This is a genomic window from Variovorax sp. 01N425, from assembly GCF_056399465.1.
This window is the reverse complement of the sequence record NZ_JBFTRJ010000007.1, coordinates 341,481-363,122: the sequence shown is the minus strand read 5'-3', so window position 1 is coordinate 363,122 and position 21,642 is coordinate 341,481. Positions and strand designations below refer to the sequence as shown.

Below are 21,642 nucleotides of genomic sequence, written 5' to 3'. Positions count from 1 at the left end.
TTGGCGGGCGATGCGCATCATGGGTGGGGCCGCTGAAGGCCGAGCGAGTCGCGCAGCTTCTGGGCGAACAGGCCCGCCGCGCCGGCCAGGCGGGCGTCGGGCATGGCGCTGGCCGGCGGCGCCGCGGGCAGAACCTGTGCCGGCAGTGAATGCAGCGCATTGACGCGGCCGGCCGCAACGCCCAGCACCAGCCAGGTGCCGCCGACCTCGACCACCACCACGCGCTCGCGCTGGCCGACCATGGTGCTGGAGACCACCTTCACCGACTGGCCGCCGCCCAGGCGCTGCAGGCCGAAGCGGCGCGCGGCCCAGGCGCACAGGAAGATCAGGCCCAGCACCGTGAACATGCCGAAGCCGGCCTGCAGCAGGCTGGAGGCGCCCACGGCCGGCGCGGCGGCCTCCACGGGCGAGGGCACGGTCGGCAGCGCGGCGTGGGCGGCAACGCAGGCCGCGGCCGCGAACGAAGCCGCGGCCTGCCGCAGCCGGCGGGCGAAGAGGCTCATGACCGGCCGAGCTTCTGCATGCGCTCGGAGGGGGTGACGATGTCGGTCAGGCGGATGCCGTACTTCTCGTTGACCACCACCACTTCGCCCTGCGCGATCAGGTAGCCGTTGATCAGCACGTCCAGCGGCTGGCCGGCCAGGCCGTCGAGCTCGACCACCGAGCCCTGCGAAAGTTGCAGCAGGCTCTTGATGGTGATGCGCGTGCGGCCGAGCTCGGCCGTGAGCTGCACCGGCACGTCGAGGATGCGCTCCACGTCCACCGGCGAGCCGGCGCCGGTCGCCATGGCCTGCAGCGGCTGGAACACGCGGCTGCCCGCGGGAGCAGCAGCCGGTGCGGGAGCGGGAGCGATTGCCGGCGGGGCGGCAGGGGGGGCGAAGGCGGGCGCGGGCGCGGAGGCCGCGGTCTGCTCGGCCAGCGCGCTGGCCCAGTCGTCCGCATCGCTGGTGGATGGGGTGTTGTCAGTCATGGTCGTTCTTCGGATCGCTGTCTTGGTGGGAGATCATCTGCAGCACGCGCAGGGCATAGCGCTCGTTCGACACGCCGTAGCCGCATTCCATGACCGGAATGCCGTCCACGCGCGCGGTGATCGACGTGGGAAGCTCGATGGGCAGCACGTCGCCCACCTGCAGCTTGAGCACCTCGCCAATGGTCGAGGGCAGCGTGATGAATTCGGCGCTGAGCTCCACGTCGGCGCTCTGCATCTGCTGGGACATCTGGCGCACCCAGCGCTTGTCGACCTCGATCTCGTCCTGCACCGGGTTGGACAGCAGGTCGCGGATCGGCTCGATCATCGAATAGGGAATGCACACGTGCAGGAAGCCGCCCACCGGGCCGAACTCGATCTGCAGCGTGGTGTTGATCACCACCTCGTTGGGCGCGACGATGTTGGCGAGCTTGCCGTGCATCTCGGCGCGCACGTAGTCGAAGCTCAGCGGGAACACCGGCTGCCAGGCGTCGGCATAGCACTGCAGCGTGAGGTTCAGGAGGCGCTTGATGATGCGCTGCTCGGTGCGTGTGAAGTCGCGCCCCTCGACGCGCACGTGGTAGCGCCCGTCGCTGCCGAACAGGTTGTCCACCACCAGGAACACCAGCTTCGGATCGAACACGAACAGCGCCGTGCCGCGCAGCGGCTTCATGTGCAGCATGTTGATGTTGGCCGGCACCGGCAGGTGGCGCACGAACTCGCCGTACTGCTGGATGTGCACCGGCCCGACCGAGATGTCGGGGCTGCGGCGCATGAAGTTCAGCAGCGAGCTGCGCAGGTGGCGGGCAAAGCGCTCGTTGATGACTTCGAGCGTGTGCATGCGGCTGCGCACCACGCGGTCGGGCGCACCCAGGTCGTACACCGGCAGGCCGTCCGCGCGGGCGGCGGCGCCGTCGCTCTGCTCGGGCGCGCCGCCGGTGACGCCCTGCAGCAGCGCGTCGACCTCGTCCTGGGAGAGCACTTGTTCGTAGGCCATGGATCGGCGGTCCGGAAAGGGTTACTGCACCACGAAGGTGTTGAAGGACACGCTGGCGATCTCCTGCGGCGGCAGGCCGGCGCCCAGCGGGCGGCTCAACTCGACGCGGATCTCCTCGGCCAGGCGGGCCTTGTCGGCGGTCGTCACCAGCGACTCGGGCGGGCGGTTCGACAGCAGCAGCAGCACCCGGCTGCGGATCTCGGGCATGAATTCGACGATGCGCGCCTTGGCCTGCTCGTCATGCACCTTGAGGGCCACGCCCACGTGCAGGAAGCGGCCGCGGCCTTCGGACTGCACGTTGACGGTGAGCGGCTCCAGCGTCACGAAGATCGGCTTCTCCGGCACCGGCGCGGCGGCTGCGGCAGGCTCGGCCGGTGCGCGCTGGCGCAGCAGGAAGTAGCCGCCGGCAGCGGCCAGCGCGCCAACCAGCGCGACGATCAGGAGCACGATCCACAGCTTCGATGGACGTGCGGGGGAAGGGGGAACGGGGGCGAGTGCGACAGGAGGACTGGTAGCCATAAGGGTGCTGCGAAGCGAATCGGTTTCGGACTATTCTTTGCCAGGTGGCTGGCAGGCGAAGGGCTGATCAAGCGCGGGAAAAGGCCTCAGATCCCGCGTTCACCGTCTCATGCGAAGGTGTCGACGCCGGCACTGGGCCGGCGAAGCGCGGCGGGCGCCGGCATGCTGCGCAGCGGCTCGGTGGTGGCAATGGCTGGCACGCGGCTCGCGCCCGGGTAGTCGGCCTGCCGCTGCGACCCCTGCTGCGGGGGCGGCTGGCCGAAGGCGCCGCCCTGGCCGGCGAAGGGATGCGATTCCGCGCCGACCGAGGCCTGGCCCAGGCTGATGCCGTGGTCGGCAAGGCTGGTGCGCAATTGCGGCAAGGCCACCTCGAGCGCCTTGCGCACGCTCTCGTGGGCCGAGGTGAACATCGCCTGCGCCTGGTTGTCGCCCATGGTGAGCGTGACCTTGAGCGGGCCGAGGCCGGCCGGGTTGAGGTTCAGCTCGGCCACCTGGTAGCCCGCCGCGGTCATGCGCAGCACCTGGTGGCCGATGGCCTTGCCCCAGGCGGCCGAGCCGACGGACGGCTCCACGCTGAGGATGGGCGTGTGCGGCGAAGCCGGCGGCACGTTCGTGCGCGCGGCAGCGGCCGCGGCCGGCGTGAACGGCATCGCGGTGGCCACGCTGGTGGAAGTGGGCGCCGCGTCGGATGCGGCGGCCAGGTCGGCGGTCTTGTCGGCGGAGATCATGGCGGTGGCCGGTGCCGAGTCGGTGTCGGCATCGGCGGAGAGGGAGGCGGTGGAGGCGCCGCGGGGGTCGGTGGCTGCTGCTGCGGAAGCCGCGGTGGTGGCGGCGGCGTCGGGCGCTGCAGCATCGGCAGCCGGGATCGCGGCTGGGGCCGTGCCCGCGGCGGCCGGCGGCGGCACAGCGGCTGCGGCCTGCATGGCGGCGCGTGCCTCCGCCGGCTGCGCGGTGTCCGGGGCCGCGGCCTGCTGTGCACCGTCTGCCGGCTTCGCCTGCGCAGTGCTTTCGCCTTCGGCATCCGCCGCGACGGCCGTCTGGCCTGCCGCAGCGTCCGAGGTCTCTCCAGCCAGCGTGTCGGCCGGCGCATCGCCCGGCACCACGGCCTGGACGCCATCGGGCACCGAGGCGGCGGCGGACGCACCGGCTGCAAGTGCAGCAGTAGCGGCAGCTGGCGGCGCCACCAGCGGCGCAAAAAAAGACATCGGCAGCAACTCGGCGGGAAGCTCGTCCTTGCGGTCGCCGGCGCGCGAGGCCTTTCGGCGGTGCGTGGTTGCCAGTGCGGACGATTCGGCCTCTTCGGGCGCCTGCGCTGCGCCTGCGTTGCGCGAGCGGGCCAGCGCCGCGTCGAAGCTGCGGCCGCCGGGTTCCTCGGCGTTGCGGCCGCGTGCACCGGCGGCGGTGGAAGAAGCCGCGGAGGCAGCCGCGTTCGGGCTGAAGGAAGGGGCGATGGGGGAAGGCATGTGCGTCAGGGTGTCGGTTGGGAGGCGCGGTCGAAGAACTTGCGTGCCGTGCGCTCGTCGCTGTCGCGCTGCTCGCGCCGCGCGCCGACCACGAGTTCCTGCCGCCGTGCGCGTTCGGCCAGCGCGTCGAAGGAGTTCAGGCGCCGCTTGTGCTGCTGCCATTCGCTGCGGCCATGGTCGAGCCGGCTGGCCGCCTGTGCGGCGATGGCCTGCTGCTGCTGGATGGCGCCGTCGAGCGTGCCGAGGAAATTGCGGTAGTTGTGCCACTGGGCCGAGGGCAGGCCGTTCTCCATCAGCACCTGCAGCTGGTCGCTGTAGTCCTGGCGGTACTGCAGCAGCAGCTCCAGCTTCTGGTGGGCGCTGACCTGCGCGTTCTGCAGCAGGCCGAGCTGGCGCGCCGCATCGTCGGTCCGTGTGCGGGCGAGGTCGGTGAGCGTGTCGAGCGGAAGCTTGTGCGGCATGGCAACTCCTGTGGAAGGGAAATGGATCAGGCGGATTCGAAGAGGCTGCCCATGCGCTCGATCGAGGCGGCGTAGTCGCAGCGCTCGTGCATCGATTGCTGCAGGAAGGCCTCGATGCGCGGATAGAGCGCAATGGCCTGGTCGAGCTGCGGGTCGTGGCCGGCCGCATAGGCGCCGACGCTGATCAGGTCGCGGTTGCGCTGGTAGCGCGAGAGCGCTTGCTTGAAGCGGCGCACGGTGTCGAACTGCGAGGGCTCGATCAGCGCCGTCATCGCGCGGCTGATGGAGGCCTCGATGTCGATCGCCGGGTAGTGGCCGGCCTCGGCCAGCGTGCGCGACAGCACCACGTGGCCGTCGAGGATGGCGCGGGCCGAATCGGCGATCGGGTCCTGCTGGTCGTCCCCTTCGGACAGCACGGTGTAGAAGGCCGTGATCGAGCCGCCGCGGCCGTTGGCGTCGCGCGCGCCGTTGCCGGCGCGCTCCACCAGCGCGGGCAGCTTGGCGAACACCGAAGGCGGGTAGCCCTTGGTGGCGGGCGGCTCGCCCACGGCCAGCGCGATCTCGCGCTGCGCCATCGCATAGCGCGTGAGCGAATCCATGATCAGCAGCACGTCGCGGCCCTGGTCGCGGAAGTACTCGGCCAGGCAGGTGGCATAGGCCGCACCTTGCAGCCGCAGCAGCGGCGAGTTGTCGGCCGGCGCGGCCACCACCACCGAGCGCGCCAGGCCTTCCTCGCCCAGCGTGTTCTCGATGAAGTCCTTGACCTCGCGGCCGCGTTCGCCGATGAGGCCGACCACGATCACCTCGGCGCTGGTGTAGCGCGCCATCATGCCCAGCAGCACGCTCTTGCCGACGCCCGAGCCCGCGAACAGGCCCATGCGCTGGCCGCGGCCCACGGTGAGCATGGCGTTGATGGCGCGCACGCCCACGTCGAGCACCGAATCGATCGGCGCGCGCGCGAGCGGATTGATCGGCGGCGCGCCCAGCGGCACCCGGCGGCTCACGTCGAGCGGGCCGAGCCCGTCGAGCGGCCGGCCGGCGGCATCGACCACGCGGCCCAGCATGCCTTCGCCCACCGGCAGCCGCTTGGTGTGGGCATCGCCGGAAGCGCCGCCCGCAAACTGCGCAGGACCGGGCCGCGCAAACACGCGCGCACCCGGCAGCAGGCCGGCCACTTCGCTTTGCGGCATCAGGAACAGGCGGTCGCCGGCAAAGCCGACCACTTCGGCCTCGGCATGGCGCTGCGGATAGCCGGGCGGCAATTCGATCAGGCAGTCGCTGCCGACCGGCAGCTGCAGGCCCACGGCCTCCAGCACCAGGCCGACGGCGCGCGTCAGGCGGCCCGAGGTGGCGATGGTTGCGCACAGGCCGACCTCGCCGCGGGCCTGCGCGAGCGTGCCGAGCCAGGACTTGAGGTGCGGGTTGACGGCGCCGGGCGCGGCGGTGTTGGCGGTGGCTTGCATGGCTTCAGGCTCCATCGGGTTCGGCATCGCGCGAGAAGGCGCCGGCCACGCGCTTCCAGCGGGTCTCGAGCGAGGCGTCCATCTCGCCGCTCGCGGAGCGCACGCGGCAGCCGCCACGGGCCAGGGCGTCGTCGGCGCGCAACTGCCAGCCCGCGGCTTGCAATTCGCCGCCGAGGCTGTTCTTCACCAGCGCCAGGTCGTCGGGATGCAGCAGCAGGCGCGGTTCGCCCTGCAGCGCGGGTTCGGTGTGCAGCAGGTCCTGCACCAGCGCAAGAACCCATTCGGGCTCGACGCGCAGGGTGCGGTGGATCACCTGGCGCGCGACGTCGAGCGAAAGCGCCAGGATGGCATCGGCCAGCTCGCTCTCGGCGCTGCGCAGCGCGGCCGGCAGCGAGGCGGCCAGCGCGCGCAACTGCTCGGCATGCGCGCTGGCCGCGGCCAAGCCGGCCGCCAGGCCTTCGGCGCGCCCCTCGGCATGGCCTTGCGCCCAGCCCTCGCGGCGGCCTTCGGCCTCGCCGGTGGCGCGCGCTTCCAGCCGCAGGCGTTCGAGCTCGGCCTCGCGTGCCAGCGCGGCCGGGTCGACGCGCGGCGCTGCGGGCACTTCGATGCTGGCGCTGCGCGCCGCGAGCGCGTCCGCGTCGATCGCGCCCATCTCCCAGCGCTGCCAGGCGGACAGGCGCGGACGCGCGGCGGCAGGAAAGGCGTCAGACGAAATCATCGGTACCAGGCGCGGCTACGACGATCTCGCCGGCATCGGCCAGGCGGCGCACGACCTGCAGGATCGCCTTCTGCTCGGTCTCGACCTGCGACACGCGCACCGGGCCGCGCAGCTCGATGTCCTCGCGCAGCGTCTCGGCGGCGCGCTGCGACATGTTCTTGAGGAATTTCTCGCGCAGCTCGGGCGCCGAGCCCTTGAGCGCGACGATGAGCGAATCGGACTCGATGTCCTTGAGCAGGCGCTGGATGTAGCGGTCCTCCAGGTCGAGCAGGTTCTCGAACACGAACATCTCCTCGACGATGCGCTGGGCCAGCGCCTCGTCATGGGCGCGCACGTGGGCAATGGCCTCTTCCTCCTGCGCGCTGTTCATCAGGTTGACGATCTCGGCCGCGGTGCGCGCGCCGCCCAGGCGGCTGCGCTTGAGGCCTTCGCCCGAGAGCATCTCGGTGAGCACGTCGGTCAGCTCGGCCAGCGCGGCCGGCTGCACGCCGCCGAAGGTGGCCACGCGCAGGATCACGTCGTGGCGCAGGCGCTCGGGCAGCCGTTCGAGCACCTCGGAGGCCTTCTTGCGGTCCAGGTGGACCAGCAGCGTGGCCAGGATCTGCGGATGCTCGTCGCGCACCAGCTCCACCACCTCGCCGGCTTCCAGGTCGTTGAGCCGCTCGATGCCGCCGTGCGGCTCGTCGGGTTGCAGGATGTCCTCGAGCAGGTTGCTCGCGCGGTCGTCGCCCAGCGCCTTGCGCAGCACGGCGCGGATGTAGCTGCCCGAGCCCAGGTGCAGCGCGGACAGCTGCTCGGTCTCCATGCGGAACTCGGCCAGCACGGCCGCGAGCTCGTCCTTGGAGACCTGGCTCAGCCGCGCCATGGCCACGCCCAGTGCCTGCACCTCGGTGGCCGGCAGGTGGTGCAGCGTGGCCGCGGCGCGGTCCTCGCCCAACGACATCAGCAAGATTGCGCTCTTCCGGGTGCCTGCGTCGCTCATGAATTCATCCAATGCTTGATCAGCGTGGCGACCAGGCGCGGGTCCTGGTCGGCGGTCTGGTGTGCGTAGTCGAGATCGGCCTTCTGGCGCTCGATCTCGCGCAGCCGCGCGTTGTTCTGCGCGGCCGTTCCGTCGTCGTCGGCCGCGCCAGGGGCGGCCGGCGCCGCTTCGGGCACCGCGGCGGCGGGCGGCGCGAGGTGCTTGCGCAGCAGCGGCCGCAGCACCGCGAACCAGGCGAACAGCGCGAGGCCAGCCACCAGCAGGTACTGCGCGATGGTCATGGCGAGTCCGAGGTTGGCGGGGTCGCGCCAGAACGGCAGCGCGGGCCCGGCTTCTGCGTCGCCGCCTTCGCGGGCGAAGGCGCTGTTGACCACGTTGAGCGAGTCGCCGCGCTCCTGGCTGAAGCCCATCGCTTCCTTGACCAGGTTGCGGATCTGCTCGATCTCGGCCGGCGTGAGCGCGCGCTGGCCCGGCTTGCCGGCGCTGTCCGCGGTGTCGCGGTGGTTCACCACCACGGCCACCGACAGCCGCCTCACGCCGCCCGCGCCCTGCTGCACATGGCGGATCGAACGGTCGAGCTCGTAGTTGGTCGTCACGTCCTTGCGCGAGCTGCCCGGTGCCGTGCTGGCTGCCGTGGCGGTTGCCGCGGCCTTCGGCGCAGCTGCCGCGGCGTTCGGCGGCGCGGTGATCGGCGCGCTCGGCGTCTGCGGCGGCTGGTTCGACAGCGCGCCCGGCACGCCGCCCGGCGGCGTGGCGCCCTGCTGCATCGACTCGCTGGACTGCTGGCTGCGGATGGCTGCGGCGCGCGGGTCCTGGTTCGGCTTGTAGCTTTCCTCGGTGCGCTCGACCACGGAAAAGTCGATCTCGGCCGCCACCTGCGCGCGCACGTTGCTCGCGCCCACGAGGGGCTGCAGGATCGCCTCGATGCGGCGGATGTAGCCCTGCTCGATTTCCTGCGCGTACTTGAGCTGGCTCACGTCCAGCCCGCGGGCGCCGGCATTGGCGGCCGACAGCAGGTTGCCGTGCTGGTCGACCACCGTCACGCTCTTGGCGTCCAGGTCGGGCACGCTGCTGGAGACCATGTGCACGATGGCGCTGACCTGGCCCTCGTCGATGCTGCGGCCGCGGTGCAGCGTCAGGATCACGGAGGCCGAGGGCTTCTTCTGGTCGCGCACGAAGAGCGAAGGCTTGGGCAGCGCCAGGTGGATGCGCGCCGATTCCACCGAGCCGATCGATTCGACCGAGCGCGCCAGCTCGCCTTCGAGCCCGCGCTGGTAGTTGACCTGTTCGGCGAAGTTGCTGGTGCCGAACTTCTGGTTGTCCATCAGCTCGAAGCCGACCCCGCCGCCCTTGGGCAGGCCCTGCGACGCGAGCTTCAGGCGCACTTCGGGCACCCTGTCGCGCGCCACCAGGATCGCGCCGCCGCCTTCGGCGAACTTGTAGGGCACGTTCATCTGCTGCAGCGACGCGATGATGGCGCCGCCGTCGCGGTCCGTCACGTTGGTGTAGAGCACGCCGTAGTCGGGCGCGCGGCTCCACAGCAGGAACGCCGCGGCGGCCGCGGCAATGGCGGCCGCGCCGACGATCAGCGGCAGCTTCGGCTGGGTGCGCAGGCGCTCGGCAAGGCCGGAGGCGGGCGAGGGCGCCGGGCCGGTGCCCGCGGGGGCCGCCGAACTCATTGCGCAGGCTCCGCCGCGGCCAGGTGCACGGGGCGGCGCGGGATCATGTCGAGGGGCTGGAGGCTTCGATGTTCTGGGGTCATGCCGAGGGGGCCGTGGTGTCGTCAGCGAGCTATGGGTTCGGCGTTGATTCTCAGCAGCCGGGCCATATTCGATTGGTCGAACAACTGCGGGTTTTGCCGTCAGTTGGGCGCATGTCGCCGGGGCTTCGCCTGCTACGCTGAAAACACGCGGGAAGGCCCTGGGCCTCCCTCTTCATATCCAGATCCAACCCATCCAGAGAGAGCTCTCCATGTCGATCACCGCCATCGAATCCGTCCTGCAGCAGATGCGCGCCACCGCGCTCCAGAGCGGCATTGCGCAACCCGCCGCCGAGGCGGCCCAGCCCGGGGCCTTCGCGGCCGAGCTGCGCCGCTCGCTCGACAGCATCAGCACCGCGCAGACCAAGGCCTACGGCCAGGCCGAGGACTTCGAAATGGGCAAGCCCGGCGTGGCGCTGAACGACGTGATGGTCGACCTGCAGAAGGCCAACGTGGCTTTCCAGACCGGGCTGCAGGTGCGCAACCGGCTGGTGGCGGCCTACCAGGAAGTGATGAACCTGCCCGCCTGAGCGCCGAGGTTGTGGGGCGCGCATCTTTTTTTGCGCCGGACTCTAAATGTTTGAAAAGCCCTGCCGATAACTAAACCAACGATGGCTTGAGTCTCACAGTGGGAGCGGGTCCAGCGTTGCGGCCTGAGGGCCGGAGTCCACAACCTTTGTCTATCAGGAGTCGAACATGGCGCAAGTCATCAACACCAACAGCCTTTCCCTGCTCACGCAGAACAACCTCAACGCGTCGCAATCGTCGTTGAACACGGCGATCCAGCGCCTGTCCTCCGGCCTGCGCATCAACAGCGCCAAGGACGACGCCGCCGGCCAGGCCATTGCGAACCGCTTCACGGCCAACATCCGCGGCCTGACGCAAGCCTCGCGCAATGCCAACGACGGCATCTCGCTGGCGCAGACGACGGAAGGCGCGCTCAAGGAAGTGAACAACAACCTGCAGCGCGTTCGCGAACTGTCGGTGCAAGCCGCCAACGGCAGCAACTCCGGCAGCGACCTGCAATCCATCCAGGACGAAATCAAGCTGCGCCTCGGTGAAATCGACCGCGTGTCCAAGCAGACCGACTTCAACGGCGTGAAGGTCCTGTCGTCGTCGGCCAAGCCGCTGACCGTGCAGGTCGGCGCCAACGACGGCGAGACCATCGACATCGACCTGAAGGAAATCAGCTCGAAGACGCTCGGCATGCAAGGCTTCAACGTCAACGGCCCGCAAGCCAAGACCGGCGCGAGCTTCGACGGCACCGCCACGATGGTCGGCACCTCGGCCGACGTGGACGCCGCCGCCGCACAGAAGGTGTACGGCGCAACGACCAACGTCACGACCTCCGCTGTGACCGAAAAGACCGGCGGCACGCTGGCAACCAGCCTGGGCGTGGCTGCCGGTAGCGTGACCTTCGGTGCCAACGCACTGAGCGACAAGGCTGGCAACTGGTACGCGGAAGTCACCATCACGCCTGCCAGCGCCGCGGAAGCGATGGCCCTGAACAACGAAGGATTCACCGACGCAGCAAACGGCGTGGCCCAACGCTTCTACGTCGCGCTGGACCCGCAAGCCGCCGACACGACCACGACCGCTGGCACGGCCGCCTTCGCGCTCGACACCTCGAAGGTCTCGGTCGCCAGCCTGCAGACCGGCTCGACCGCCAACCCGCTCGAAGCCATCGACGCAGCGCTCAAGCAAGTCGACGACCTGCGCAGCTCGCTGGGTGCGGTGCAGAACCGTTTCGACTCGGTGATCTCCAACCTGGGCACCGCCATCACCAACCTGTCGTCCTCGCGCTCGCGCATCGAAGACGCCGACTACGCAACCGAAGTGTCGAACATGACCCGTGCGCAGATCCTGCAGCAAGCCGGTACCTCGGTGCTGGCCCAGGCGAACCAGACCACGCAAGGCGTGCTGTCGCTCCTGCGCTGATCTGAAAAGGCATTGCGCAGGCCGCCGGGCGAAAGCCCGGCTCCGCCTGCGCTGTTCCCTGCGGCCTGGTTCCGGCCAGGCCGCAGACGACAGCGAAAGCAATCCTGACAGCCGCCGCCGCCTTCTCATTCACAGACATCAGGAAATTTCAACATGGCATCGATCAGCAGCCTGGGCGTGGGCTCCAACCTCGACCTGAGCACCTTGCTCTCGCAGCTGCAGACGGCGGAGAGCCAGCCGCTGGTGGCGCTGCAGCAGCGCCAGGTGAGCTACACGAGCAAGCTCTCGGCCTACGGCACGCTGCAAAGCTCGCTGGGCACGCTGCAGGCCGCGGCCAAGAAGCTCTCGGACCCGGCGCTGTTCCAGGGCGTGAAGGCCGTCTCCAGCGCAACCGACGTGCTGACCGCGGCAGCCGCAGGCACGGCCGCGGCCGGCACCTATGCCGTCGAGGTGACGCAGCTCGCGCAGCCGCAGTCGCTGGTGGCGGCGGGCCAGGCGAGCACCACCGCGGCCATCGGCAGCGGAACCATCACCATCGATTTCGGCGCCATCACGGGCGGCACGCTCGATGCGGCCACCGGCACCTACAGCGGCTCCGGCTTCACCAAGGACGCCACCCGCACCGCCGTGCCGATCACCATCGACAGCAGCAACAACACGCTGGCGGGCATCCGCGACGCCATCAACGCCGCCAAGGCCGGTGTCTCGGCCAGCATCGTGAACGACGGCAGCGGCACGCCCAACCGGCTGGTGCTGACCTCCTCGCAGACCGGCGAGGCCTCGAGCATGCGCGTCTCGGTGGCGGGCGATGCAGCGCTGCAGAACCTGCTGAACAACGATCCCGCGGGCACGCAGAACCTGCGGCAGACGGTGGCGGGGCAGAACGCCAAGCTCAGCGTCAACGGCATTGCCGTGACCAGCGCGAGCAACACCGTCAAGGAAGCCATCCAGGGCACCACGCTGACGCTGCTCAAGACCGGCAGCAGCAGCCTCTCGACCCAGGCCGACACGGCCGCGGTGGAGACGGCCATCAACGATTTCGTCAAGGCCTACAACAGCCTGCAGGCCACGGCCAACACGCTGACCGCCTACAACCAGGACTCCAAGACCGGCGCCGCGCTCGTCGGCGATTCGACGCTGCGCAACCTGCAGACGCGCATCCGGCAGGCGCTCACCACGCCGCAGGCCGGCGGCCCCGACGACATGAAGGTGCTGTCCGAGATCGGCGTCGCCTTCCAGAAGGACGGCACCATGGCGGTCGATTCGACCAAGCTCAAGTCGGTCCTGGCCAGCAACCTGGCGGGCGTCTCGGGGCTGTTCGCGAGCGCCACCGGCAGCACCGCCGGCTACGGCAAGCAGCTGAGCGCGCTGGTGGACGACCTCACCTCCACCGGCGGCGCGCTCAAGGTCGCGTCCGATGGCATGACCGCCTCGCTCAAGCAGCTCGACGAGCAGTACGCCGACATGAAGACGCGGGTCGACGCCAAGGTGGAGCGCTATCGCACGCAGTTCACCCAGCTCGACCTGCTCATGAGCCAGATGAACCGGACCAGCAGCTATCTCACACAGCAATTCGCGAGCATGCAAAGCAGCAGCAAGTAGCCATTCCAGCGGAGCAAGCAGTCATGTACACCCCCCACACCTTCAGGACCGGCGCCAGCGCGTATGCGCACGTCGGCATGGAGACGCGCACCATGAGCGCGTCACCGCACCAGCTCATCGTCATGCTGTTCGACGGCGTCGTCACCAGCATCGGCATGGCCCGCCACCACATGGCCACCGGCGACATGGCCGCCAAGGGCAACGCGATCTCCAAGGCCGTGAGCATCGTCGACAACGGCCTGAAGGCCGCCCTCGATGCCAAGGCCGCGGGCGCGGCCGGCGCCGAGCTGGTGGGCAATCTCTCGGCGCTGTACGACTACGTCATTCGCCGGCTGCTCTATGCCAACCTGCACAACGAGCCCAAGGCACTCGACGAGGCCGAGGCATTGCTCGAGAACGTCGCGTCCGCATGGCGCGAGATCGGCGGCGCCAGTGCCGGCAATTGATCCCAACCCCGCCGCACTGGAAGCGCAGGCCGTGCCAGTCCGCCACGAAGTCGTCCACTGCTATGGCGAGCTCGCCTCGGCCATGTCGCTCATGGCTTCGCTGGCCCGCGCGAGGGAATGGGACCGGCTGCCCGAGCTCGAAGCCCGCTGTGCGCAGCTGGTCGACCGGCTCAAGGCCGTGGGCGCGGTGTCGCTCGATGCCGCGCAGCTGGAACAGGTGCGCGGACTGATCGCGCGCATCCACGCCGACCAGGACGAGGTGTGCGCGCTGGTCAAGCCGCAGCTGGAGCGCCTGGTGGCCAAGATGGCCCAGCTGCAGAACCGCAGCGATCTTGGCAAGGCCTACGGCCTGCCGCACTGATCGCCGGACGCTGCACCCGAAGCCATGAACAGACCGATCGGACCTGCCGTCGATGCGCTGCTTGCCTCGAAGCTTTCTTCGGCGCGGCCGGACCTCGCCGTGCTGCAGACCGAGGTCGGCACGAGCATGCCGGTCGGGCCGATGGCCGAGATCCAGAAGATCAAGAACGATGTCCGGCTGCCGTCCCATGCGCCGCTCGAAACGCGCCTTGACACTGGCGCCGCGCCCGCACTGCCGCGCGCCGATGCGCCGCCCTCGATCGACACGCGGTGGTCGGCGGCGGCACGCGTCATCGGCGCCGTGCTGGCGGACCTGCATGCCGAACCGGAGCCGGTGCGCGGTGCGGCGCCGCTGTGGGCGTCGCCGCAGGAAGCTCCGTCCGGCGCCGTGCTCGCGGCCGCGCTGGGACGATCGGTGAGCGGCAGCGGGCTGTTCTACGAATCGCATCTGCTCGAATTCGCCATGGGGCTGCGCACGCTGTCGCAGCTGGCCGAGGAGCCGCAGGTTCGGCTGACGCAGCCGCTGCCGATGCTTCAGCAGCCGGCCGGGCCTGGCACCTCTCGGGCGCAGCCGACGGCGATGGCCCAACCCGCTGTGGCCCAGCCCGCTGGCGCCGCGCCGGCCGCCCAGATCCACCAGGCCGCGGTTGCCTCGGCCAGCCACATGGCCGCGATCGCCGCGATGGCCGCGCTGTCCGGCGAGGCGCGCATGGCCGGCCTCGGCGCCGGCGAAACCGATGCGGCCAATGCGCCGGCGCGCGCGGCAGCGCCGGCCGCGGCCGAGCTGATCCATCCGCAGACCGCCGCGCTGGTGCACCAGCAGCTCGACCTGCTGGCCACCGCCGTGTTCCGCTGGAGCGGCCAGGCCTGGCCCGATGTGCCGATGGCGTGGTCGATCCACGAAGAAACCGGGCAGCCCGGCGATGCGCCCGAAGGCCGCGGCGACGGCGGCGGCGCGCCCCTGCGCCGTTGGACGACCACGGTGTCGCTCACGCTGCCGAAGCTGGGGGCGGTGGATCTTCGCCTGAGCCTTGCGGGCGAAATGGTCCAGGCGCACCTGGCCGCACGCGAGGCCGCGACGCTGGCCCGGCTGCGCAGCGACGGCGGCGAACTGGCACCGCGCCTCGCGGCCGCGGGCCTGCGGCTGCAGGACCTGCAGATCACCGCCATGGAGCGCACTGCATGACGACCCCCGCGCAACCGCGCCAGAGCGCAGTGGCGCTGTCCCATGCCGACACCGCAAAGGCGCCGGTGGTCGTGGCCAAAGGCTATGGCGTGACGGCGGAATCGATCCTGCGGCAGGCGCGCGAGAACGGTGTCTACGTGCACGCCTCGCCGGACCTGATCCGGTTGCTGATGCAGGTGGACCTCGATCGGCAGATTCCGCCGCAGCTCTATCTGGCGGTGGCCGAGGTCATGGCATGGATCCACGGAATCGAGAACGGCAGGGGCCAGGCGGCAGGGCGATTCGATTAATGCTTTGTCATTAGATTCACATCTTTTTTGAGAACTGGTCGCAGCGACGGAAGCCCCGTCGTGCTATTGCAACAAAAGCTTACATGTACTTGTAGCCCTGTTTACAGTTTGAGTAGTGCAGAAGGTTACAAGTGTTAAATATTGTGAATAATCCAATCAGGACATGACTGAACGGAGTGCATTTTGGAAACGGATAACGTGATGAGCGTAGCCAACGGCGAAATCTCCCGGGAAATCGGCGACATCAATCTCGCCTACATGCTGCTGGCGCAGAAACTGGTCAAGCAGGACCGCGTGGCGGCGATGTTTAGGCTCGGCGTGAGCAGCGAACTGGCCGACATGCTGGCCGGCATGTCGCTGGCGCAGATCGTCAAGCTGGCGGCGTCGAACTTCCTGCTGTGCAGTTTCAGGCTCGACGAACACGCCTCGATGTCGGCGGTGGTTGGCGAAGGTAAGGACACGATGCTGCAACAAGCACACATGTCGATCCTGATGTCGGCACGGAGCCTGCAGACCCGAAAAGCAGCGGTGCCGGCATGACGCGCAAGAGCGTGCTGGGCGAGGTGCGGGAAGTGCAGCTCGCGATCCAGCTGATCCAGCTGGGCGCCCGCCTGCAGTTCCTGGAGTCGGAGGTGGGCCTGAGCCGCGAGCGGCTGATCCGCCTCTACAAGGAAATCAAGGGGGTTTCACCGCCCAAGGGATTGCTTCCCTTTTCAACCGATTGGTATATGACGTGGCTGGCGAATATCCATTCGTCAATGTTTTACAACATGTATCAATTCATGAAAATTCATTCGGACGAAGAAAAAGTCTGGATATTGATTAAAAGCTACAAGCTTTATTTGCAGCAAATTGCAGCCCAGGACAGCGAGCCAATTCTGGATTTCACGCGCGCCTACACGATGGTGCGTTTTTTCGACAGCGACATGCTGCAGCTGAGCACCTGCTGCCGCTGCTCGGGCCAGTTCGTCGCGCATGCGCACGACCACAAGAGCGGCTACGTGTGCGTGCTCTGCAGGCCGCCGTCGCGCGCGGGCAAGGCGCGCGGCGCCAAGCGCGGCGCCGATGGCGAGGCCGGCGCGCTCGGCATCGAAGGCATGGGTTTTGGCGTGGAGGCGGCGCCGGGCGGCGCGGGCCTCCACTGACACGGACCCTGCCCGCCGGGCAGGGCTTTTGAATCGACGCCTCAAGGGCAATAGGGGAAGCGCGTGCTCCTTTTGGTTGGGTATCTGGTGGTGGTTGGCGCCGTCTTCGGCGGCTATGCGCTCATGGGCGGGCACTTCGGCGTGCTGTTCCAGCCGGTCGAGCTGCTGATGATCGGCGGCGCCGCGCTGGGCGCCTTCCTGGCCGGCAACAACGGCAAGACGATCAAGGCCACGCTCAAGGAGCTGCCGCTGCTCTTGCGCTCGTCCAAGCACAACCGGCAGCTCTACCTGGACCTGCTCGCGCTGCTCTACGAGCTGCTGGCCAAGGCGCGCAAGGAAGGGATGATGAAGCTGGAGTCCGACGTGGAGGACCCGGCGCAAAGCGAGATCTTCCGCCGCTACCCCGAGATCCTGGCCGATGCCGGCGTGATGGAGTTCCTGTGCGACTACCTGCGCCTGGTCATCAGCGGCAACACCGATGCGTTCGAGATCGAGGCGCTCATGGACCACGAGATCGAGACCATCAAGCACGAGGCCGAGATGCCCGTGCACAGCCTCTCGCGCGTGAGCGATGCGCTGCCTGCGCTGGGCATCGTCGCGGCCGTGATGGGCGTGGTGCATGCGCTGGGCTCGGCCGATTTGCCGCCCTCGGAAATGGGCGCGCTCATCGCGCACGCCATGGTGGGCACCTTCCTTGGCGTGCTGCTGGCCTACGGCTTTGTCTCGCCGCTGGCTTCGCTGATCGACCAGAAGGTGTCCGAGGGCATGAAGCTGTACCAGTGCACCAAGGTCACGCTGCTCGCGAGCCTCAACGGCTATGCGCCGCAGCTGGCGGTGGAGTTCGGCCGCAAGGTGCTGTTCTCGACCGAGCGGCCCAGCTTCACCGAGCTGGACAGCCACGTGCGCGAAGTCAAGGCGCGCTGAGCGGCGCGGCGCATCGTCATGAGCACCGAAAAGCACAGGGTCGTGGTCAGGCGCGTGGCCGCCCATGGGGGCGGCGGGCACGGCGGCGGCTGGAAGATCGCCTATGCCGACTTCATGACCGCCATGATGGCGTTCTTCCTCGTGATGTGGCTCTTGTCCAATACCTCGCCGAAGCAACGCGAGGGCATCGCCGAGCACTTCCGCATGCCGCTGAAGGTGGCGCTCAGCGGCGGCGAGAAGAGCAGCACCAGCATCAGCGTGGTGCCCGGCGGCGGCATGGACCCGAGCACGCGGGCCGACGGCGAGGTGCAGCGCGCCGACGCCGAGGACGACGCCGATGCGGACCGCCTGGCCAGCATGAAGGAGCGGCTGGACAAGCTCATCGAGAACAGCCCGGTGTTCCGCCAGTTCCGCTCGCAGATCCTGATCGACATCACGACCGAGGGCCTGCGCCTGCAGATCGTGGACAACGAGAACCGCCCGATGTTCGATCTGGCCAGTGCGCAGGTGGTGCCGCACATGCGCGCCATCCTGCGCGAGCTCGGCCCCACGCTCAACGAGCTGCCCAACAAGATCACGCTGTCGGGCCACACCGATGCCTTCGTCTACAGCAACGGCGACCGCTCCTACGGCAACTGGGAGCTGTCGGCCGACCGGGCCAACGCCTCGCGGCGCGAGCTGGTGATGGGCGGCATGGCCGAGAACAAGGTGCTGCGCGTGGTCGGCCTGGCCGACAGCATGCACCTGGACCGCAGCAATCCGCGCAACCCGATCAACCGGCGCATCAGCATCATCCTGCTGAACCACCGCACCCAGCAGCAGATCGAGAACGAGAACAGCGGCGGTGGCGGTGCCGGCGCCATCCTGCCGGCAAGGGCGAAGGCTTCGCCGCCGCCACTGCTTTCCGCGCCCACCGACAACCTCAAGGTGACCGTCAAAGGGTCGCCGGCAGCCACGCACCCCTAAAGACATTGACGCCGGCACGCATGCACGCCGGTTCGGAGCAACGATGGATCTCAGTCAGTTCACACAGGCATTTTTTGTCGAAGCCGTCGAGCTTCTGGCGCAGATGGAGCAGCTGCTTCTCGAACTGGACGCCGAGGCGCCCGACAGCGAGCAGCTCAACGCCATCTTCCGTGCCGCGCATTCGATCAAGGGCGGCGCGGCCACCTTCGGCTTCGTTGCGCTGACCGACACCACCCATCTTCTGGAAACCCTGCTGGACCGCGCGCGCCACGGCCAGCTGACGCTGAGCCGCTCGATGATCGATTCATTCCTGGAAACGAAGGACGCCTTGCAAGAACAACTGATTGCCTACCAGGCCGAGAACGAACCCGACCCCGAGCGCGTGGCGCACATCTGCGAGGTGCTGCGCCAGCTGGCGCTGGAGAGCGACGGAGCCCAGGCGGCGCCTGCACCCGCGCCTGTGCCCGCGCCCGCCGCCGTGCCCGTTGCTGCCGCTGCCGCGGTGCCCGCGCCGGGCGGGGCGCTGCGCATCCGGTTCTCGCGCCTGTCCGACAGCGAATGCGAGTTGCTCGCCGACGAGCTCGGCAACCTCGGCAAGCTGCTGTCGCGCACGCGCAGCGGCGACCAGCTCACGGTGCTGCTCGACACCAGCTGCGCGCCCGACGACATCGTGGCCGTGTGCTGCTTCGTCATCGACGAGTCGCAGATCGAGATCACGGCCGAGCCCGCGGGCGGCGATGCGGCTCCTGCGGCCGCGCCCATTGCAGCGGCGCCGGCCGCACCGGCGGCCGCGGCACCACAGCCGGCCGCGCCGACGGCCAGCGCGGCGCCCAGGGCGGCCTCCGCTTCGGCCGCCGCAGCAGGCGCCAAGGATTCGAGTTCGATCCGCGTCGACGTGGAAAAGGTCGACCAGCTCATCAACCTGGTGGGCGAGCTGGTGATCACGCAATCGATGCTCACGCAGGCCGCCACCATGCTCGACCCGGTGGAATGCGAGCGCTTTCTGAGCGGCCTCGGCCACCTGGAGCGCAACGCGCGCGACCTGCAGGAATCGGTGATGTCGATCCGCATGATGCCGATGGACTATGTGTTCAGCCGCTTCCCGCGCGTGATCCGCGACGTCAGCGCCAAGCTCGGCAAGGAAGTGCGCCTGGACACCTTCGGCAAGGAAACCGAGCTCGACAAGGGCCTGATCGAGCGCATCATCGATCCGCTCACGCACCTGGTGCGCAACAGCCTGGACCACGGCATCGAGACGCCCGCGCAGCGCATCGCCAAGGGCAAGGAAGCCGAAGGGCAGCTGCTGCTGTCGGCGCAGCACCATGGCGGCAACATCGTGATCGAGGTCAGCGACGACGGCGCGGGCCTCAACCGCCAGAAGATCCTCGCCAAGGCCATGCAGCAGGGCCTGCCCGTGACCGACACCATGCCCGACGACGAGGTGTGGCAGCTGATCTTCGCGCCCGGCTTCTCCACGGCCGAGCAGGTCACCGACATCTCGGGCCGCGGCGTTGGCATGGACGTGGTCAAGCGCAACATCCAGGAGATGGGCGGGCACGTGGAGATCAGTTCGCGCGAGGGCTGGGGCACCACCACCCGCATCGTGCTGCCGCTCACGCTGGCCATCCTCAACGGCATGTCGGTCAAGGTGGGCAGCGAGGCCTACATCCTGCCGCTGAGCTACGTGATCGAGTCGCTGCAGCCGCGCACCGAGCACCTGCATTCGATCACCAGCGACGGCCATGTGATCAAGGTGCGCGGCGAGTACCTGCCGCTGATCGAGCTGCACGGCGTGTTCGATGTGGCCGGCGCGCAGACCGATCCGACCCAGGGGATATTGGTGATCGTGCAGGCCGGCGAGACGCGCTTCGCGCTGCTGGTGGACGAGCTGCTCGGCCAGCACCAGGTGGTGGTCAAGAACCTGGAGACCAACTACCGCAAGGTGCCGGGCATTTCGGCCGCGACGATCCTGGGCGACGGCAGCGTGGCTTTCATCATCGACGTCGATGCCATGCCGCGCATCCAGCGCGCGCACGTGGAGCGCGCCACCGTGCTGGCCCGCGCGGCGCGCACGGAGCCGGTCGCGGCCTGACGGATACGACAGAGACAACCCCACGGAGACGATGCAATGCGTTTTGATTTTTTCCGGCGCAGCGCGGCCGAGGAAACGCCCGCAGCCGAAACGGCCCAAGGCCTGGCGATGCCGCGCAATGCAGAGGGCTTTGTGGCCTACACCTTGCTGCTCGATGCGCACAAGCGCGTCGCAGGCTACAGGCTCGCCTGGCGCGCGGCCGCCAGGCCCGAAGAAGCGCCGGATGCGATCAGCCAGTTCAAGTCGCTCGTGGCCTGCGTGACCGAGCACCTCAACCCGCCGGACACGCCATGGCGGCTGGGGCGCAGCGAACTGTTCTTCGACGTGAATGCCGAATTGCTCGCGCTGGGCGCGCTGCAGTCGCTGCCGCCCGAGTACACCGTGCTGTGCGTGGAGCTCGGCGACCTGGCCAACGAGGAGCTGCGGCCGATACTGCACTTCCTGCACGAGCAGGGGTTCAGCTTCATGCTGTGCCGCGCCAAGGCGCTGCCCGAAGATCCCGAACTGCTCGGCCTGGTGAGCCATTTCGACGTGGGTGCCGGCGATCCCCTGCTGGTGGCGGCCGCGCGCGGCAAGGAGCTGCCCGACCACATGCCGATCCAGCCGATCGCCACGCGCATGGCCTCGTGGAAAGACTTCGAAGCCTGCGCCGCCCGCCGCGTCGACGTGTTCGCCGACGCGAGCTGCGGCCTGCCGCCGCCGCCTGCGGCAAGCACCGGCAGCCATGCGCTGCAGCCCGAATCGGTGCTGATCATGCGGCTCTTGCAGATGATCCAGCGCAACGAGGACCTGCGCGAGATCGAGGCCGCCCTCAAGCGCGATGCCGCGCTCACCTACCGGCTGCTGCGCCACATGAACTCGCCGGCCGTGGGGGCCGGCGTCGAGATCCATTCGCTGCACCATGCGGTGACGATGCTCGGCTATTCGCCGCTGTTCCGCTGGCTCTCGCTGCTGCTGGCCACCAGCAACCCCATGGGCAGCCCGCCCTTCATGATGAAGAAGGCCATCATGCGCGGCCGCTTCGTCGAACTGATGGGCGAGATCATGCTGCCGCGGGGCGAGTCGGACAACCTGTTCGTGGTCGGCATGTTCTCGCTGATCGACCAGCTGCTGGGCATTCCGATGCAGGAGGTGCTCAACAAGGTGCAGCTGTCCGATTCGGTCCAGCAGGCCATCCTCACGCGCGGCGGCGTGTACGGCCCCTTTCTCTCGCTGGCCGAGGCCTGCGAGATGGACACCGGCGAGGCGGCGCGCCTGGCGGAGGCGCTGCTCCTGAGCGCGAGCCAGGTGAATGCCGCGCATTTGTCGGCACTGGCCTGGTCGCAGGACGTGATCCCGGCCGAAGCCGCCTAGCGAGATGCGCG

Annotated in this window: 23 protein-coding genes; 13 read left to right on the top strand and 10 right to left on the bottom strand. The window is 69.0% G+C overall.

Annotated features, from left to right (window positions below; translation table 11 throughout):
• Positions 1–17: 17 nt before the first annotated feature.
• The 10 genes from fliO to fliF all read right to left on the bottom strand — a co-directional run bounded on the left by fliO (position 18) and on the right by fliF (position 9,249).
• Positions 18–503 carry a flagellar biosynthetic protein FliO gene (gene fliO, locus AC1DSC_RS15490; RefSeq protein ID WP_062365647.1) on the bottom strand — a complete coding sequence of 162 codons (486 nt, stop codon included), beginning with the start codon at positions 501–503 and terminating at the stop codon, positions 18–20.
• The gene (gene fliN / locus AC1DSC_RS15485) at positions 500–970 is read right to left on the bottom strand and encodes a flagellar motor switch protein FliN (RefSeq protein ID WP_369663434.1); all 471 of its coding nucleotides are present in this window, start codon (positions 968–970) and stop codon (positions 500–502) included. The genes fliO and fliN overlap by 4 nt, the downstream gene beginning before the upstream one ends.
• Positions 963–1,964: a flagellar motor switch protein FliM gene (fliM, locus tag AC1DSC_RS15480; RefSeq protein WP_015866949.1), complete on the bottom strand. Its 1,002-nt coding sequence runs from the start codon at positions 1,962–1,964 to the stop codon at positions 963–965. Before fliM ends, fliN begins: the two co-directional genes overlap by 8 nt.
• 21 nt (positions 1,965–1,985) lie before the next feature.
• Entirely contained in the window at positions 1,986–2,483 is a 498-nt protein-coding gene (fliL, locus tag AC1DSC_RS15475) for a flagellar basal body-associated protein FliL (protein ID WP_015866948.1), read from the bottom strand.
• A 107-nt stretch (positions 2,484–2,590) separates the two neighbouring features.
• The gene (locus AC1DSC_RS15470) at positions 2,591–3,946 is read right to left on the bottom strand and encodes a flagellar hook-length control protein FliK (RefSeq protein ID WP_369663433.1); all 1,356 of its coding nucleotides are present in this window, start codon (positions 3,944–3,946) and stop codon (positions 2,591–2,593) included.
• Positions 3,947–3,951: 5 nt separating this feature from the next.
• Positions 3,952–4,407: a flagellar export protein FliJ gene (fliJ, locus tag AC1DSC_RS15465; RefSeq protein ID WP_015866946.1), complete on the bottom strand. Its 456-nt coding sequence runs from the start codon at positions 4,405–4,407 to the stop codon at positions 3,952–3,954.
• Between the two features lie 26 nt (positions 4,408–4,433).
• On the bottom strand, positions 4,434–5,870 hold the full coding sequence (fliI, locus tag AC1DSC_RS15460; RefSeq protein WP_015866945.1) for a flagellar protein export ATPase FliI: 1,437 nt from the start codon (positions 5,868–5,870) through the stop codon (positions 4,434–4,436).
• A 4-nt stretch (positions 5,871–5,874) separates the two neighbouring features.
• Positions 5,875–6,588: a flagellar assembly protein FliH gene (gene fliH / locus AC1DSC_RS15455; RefSeq protein ID WP_369663432.1), complete on the bottom strand. Its 714-nt coding sequence runs from the start codon at positions 6,586–6,588 to the stop codon at positions 5,875–5,877.
• Positions 6,575–7,570 carry a flagellar motor switch protein FliG gene (gene fliG, locus AC1DSC_RS15450; protein WP_015866943.1) on the bottom strand — a complete coding sequence of 332 codons (996 nt, stop codon included), beginning with the start codon at positions 7,568–7,570 and terminating at the stop codon, positions 6,575–6,577. The genes fliH and fliG overlap by 14 nt, the downstream gene beginning before the upstream one ends.
• Positions 7,567–9,249, bottom strand: coding sequence for a flagellar basal-body MS-ring/collar protein FliF (gene fliF, locus AC1DSC_RS15445; protein WP_436287906.1), 1,683 nt, complete (start codon positions 9,247–9,249; stop codon positions 7,567–7,569). Before fliF ends, fliG begins: the two co-directional genes overlap by 4 nt.
• A gap of 292 nt (positions 9,250–9,541) precedes the next feature.
• Here fliF and fliE point away from each other — a divergent pair, with 292 nt between their 5' ends.
• The 13 genes from fliE to AC1DSC_RS15380 all read left to right on the top strand — a co-directional run bounded on the left by fliE (position 9,542) and on the right by AC1DSC_RS15380 (position 21,631).
• A complete protein-coding gene (gene fliE, locus AC1DSC_RS15440) occupies positions 9,542–9,859 on the top strand; it encodes a flagellar hook-basal body complex protein FliE (protein ID WP_369663430.1) in 318 nt (105 codons plus the stop codon).
• Between the two features lie 166 nt (positions 9,860–10,025).
• The gene (locus AC1DSC_RS15435) at positions 10,026–11,267 is read left to right on the top strand and encodes a FliC/FljB family flagellin (RefSeq protein WP_369663429.1); all 1,242 of its coding nucleotides are present in this window, start codon (positions 10,026–10,028) and stop codon (positions 11,265–11,267) included.
• 153 nt (positions 11,268–11,420) lie between these two features.
• Positions 11,421–12,869 (top strand): flagellar filament capping protein FliD, encoded by a 1,449-nt coding sequence (fliD, locus tag AC1DSC_RS15430; RefSeq protein ID WP_436287905.1) that lies wholly within the window; start codon positions 11,421–11,423, stop codon positions 12,867–12,869.
• Positions 12,870–12,892: 23 nt separating this feature from the next.
• Positions 12,893–13,315, top strand: a complete 423-nt coding sequence (gene fliS / locus AC1DSC_RS15425; RefSeq protein ID WP_015866938.1) for a flagellar export chaperone FliS — start codon at positions 12,893–12,895, stop codon at positions 13,313–13,315.
• A 31-nt stretch (positions 13,316–13,346) separates the two neighbouring features.
• Positions 13,347–13,676 (top strand): flagellar protein FliT, encoded by a 330-nt coding sequence (locus AC1DSC_RS15420; protein ID WP_230537932.1) that lies wholly within the window; start codon positions 13,347–13,349, stop codon positions 13,674–13,676.
• 24 nt (positions 13,677–13,700) lie between these two features.
• Positions 13,701–14,861, top strand: a complete 1,161-nt coding sequence (gene fliK, locus AC1DSC_RS15415) for a flagellar hook-length control protein FliK (RefSeq protein WP_369663427.1) — start codon at positions 13,701–13,703, stop codon at positions 14,859–14,861.
• A complete protein-coding gene (locus AC1DSC_RS15410; RefSeq protein WP_015866935.1) occupies positions 14,858–15,151 on the top strand; it encodes an EscU/YscU/HrcU family type III secretion system export apparatus switch protein in 294 nt (97 codons plus the stop codon). Before fliK ends, AC1DSC_RS15410 begins: the two co-directional genes overlap by 4 nt.
• A gap of 201 nt (positions 15,152–15,352) precedes the next feature.
• Positions 15,353–15,691, top strand: coding sequence for a flagellar transcriptional regulator FlhD (gene flhD, locus AC1DSC_RS15405; protein ID WP_026284204.1), 339 nt, complete (start codon positions 15,353–15,355; stop codon positions 15,689–15,691).
• The gene (gene flhC, locus AC1DSC_RS15400) at positions 15,688–16,296 is read left to right on the top strand and encodes a flagellar transcriptional regulator FlhC (RefSeq protein WP_018906380.1); all 609 of its coding nucleotides are present in this window, start codon (positions 15,688–15,690) and stop codon (positions 16,294–16,296) included. Before flhD ends, flhC begins: the two co-directional genes overlap by 4 nt.
• A gap of 63 nt (positions 16,297–16,359) precedes the next feature.
• Positions 16,360–17,220, top strand: coding sequence for a flagellar motor stator protein MotA (gene motA / locus AC1DSC_RS15395; protein ID WP_015866932.1), 861 nt, complete (start codon positions 16,360–16,362; stop codon positions 17,218–17,220).
• An 18-nt stretch (positions 17,221–17,238) separates the two neighbouring features.
• Complete coding sequence (motB, locus tag AC1DSC_RS15390; protein WP_015866931.1) at positions 17,239–18,186, top strand: flagellar motor protein MotB; 948 nt, start codon at positions 17,239–17,241, stop codon at positions 18,184–18,186.
• Positions 18,187–18,229: 43 nt separating this feature from the next.
• The gene (cheA, locus tag AC1DSC_RS15385) at positions 18,230–20,278 is read left to right on the top strand and encodes a chemotaxis protein CheA (protein ID WP_369663426.1); all 2,049 of its coding nucleotides are present in this window, start codon (positions 18,230–18,232) and stop codon (positions 20,276–20,278) included.
• A gap of 36 nt (positions 20,279–20,314) precedes the next feature.
• Positions 20,315–21,631, top strand: coding sequence for an EAL and HDOD domain-containing protein (locus AC1DSC_RS15380; RefSeq protein WP_369663425.1), 1,317 nt, complete (start codon positions 20,315–20,317; stop codon positions 21,629–21,631).
• The last annotated feature ends 11 nt before the right edge of the window (positions 21,632–21,642 follow it).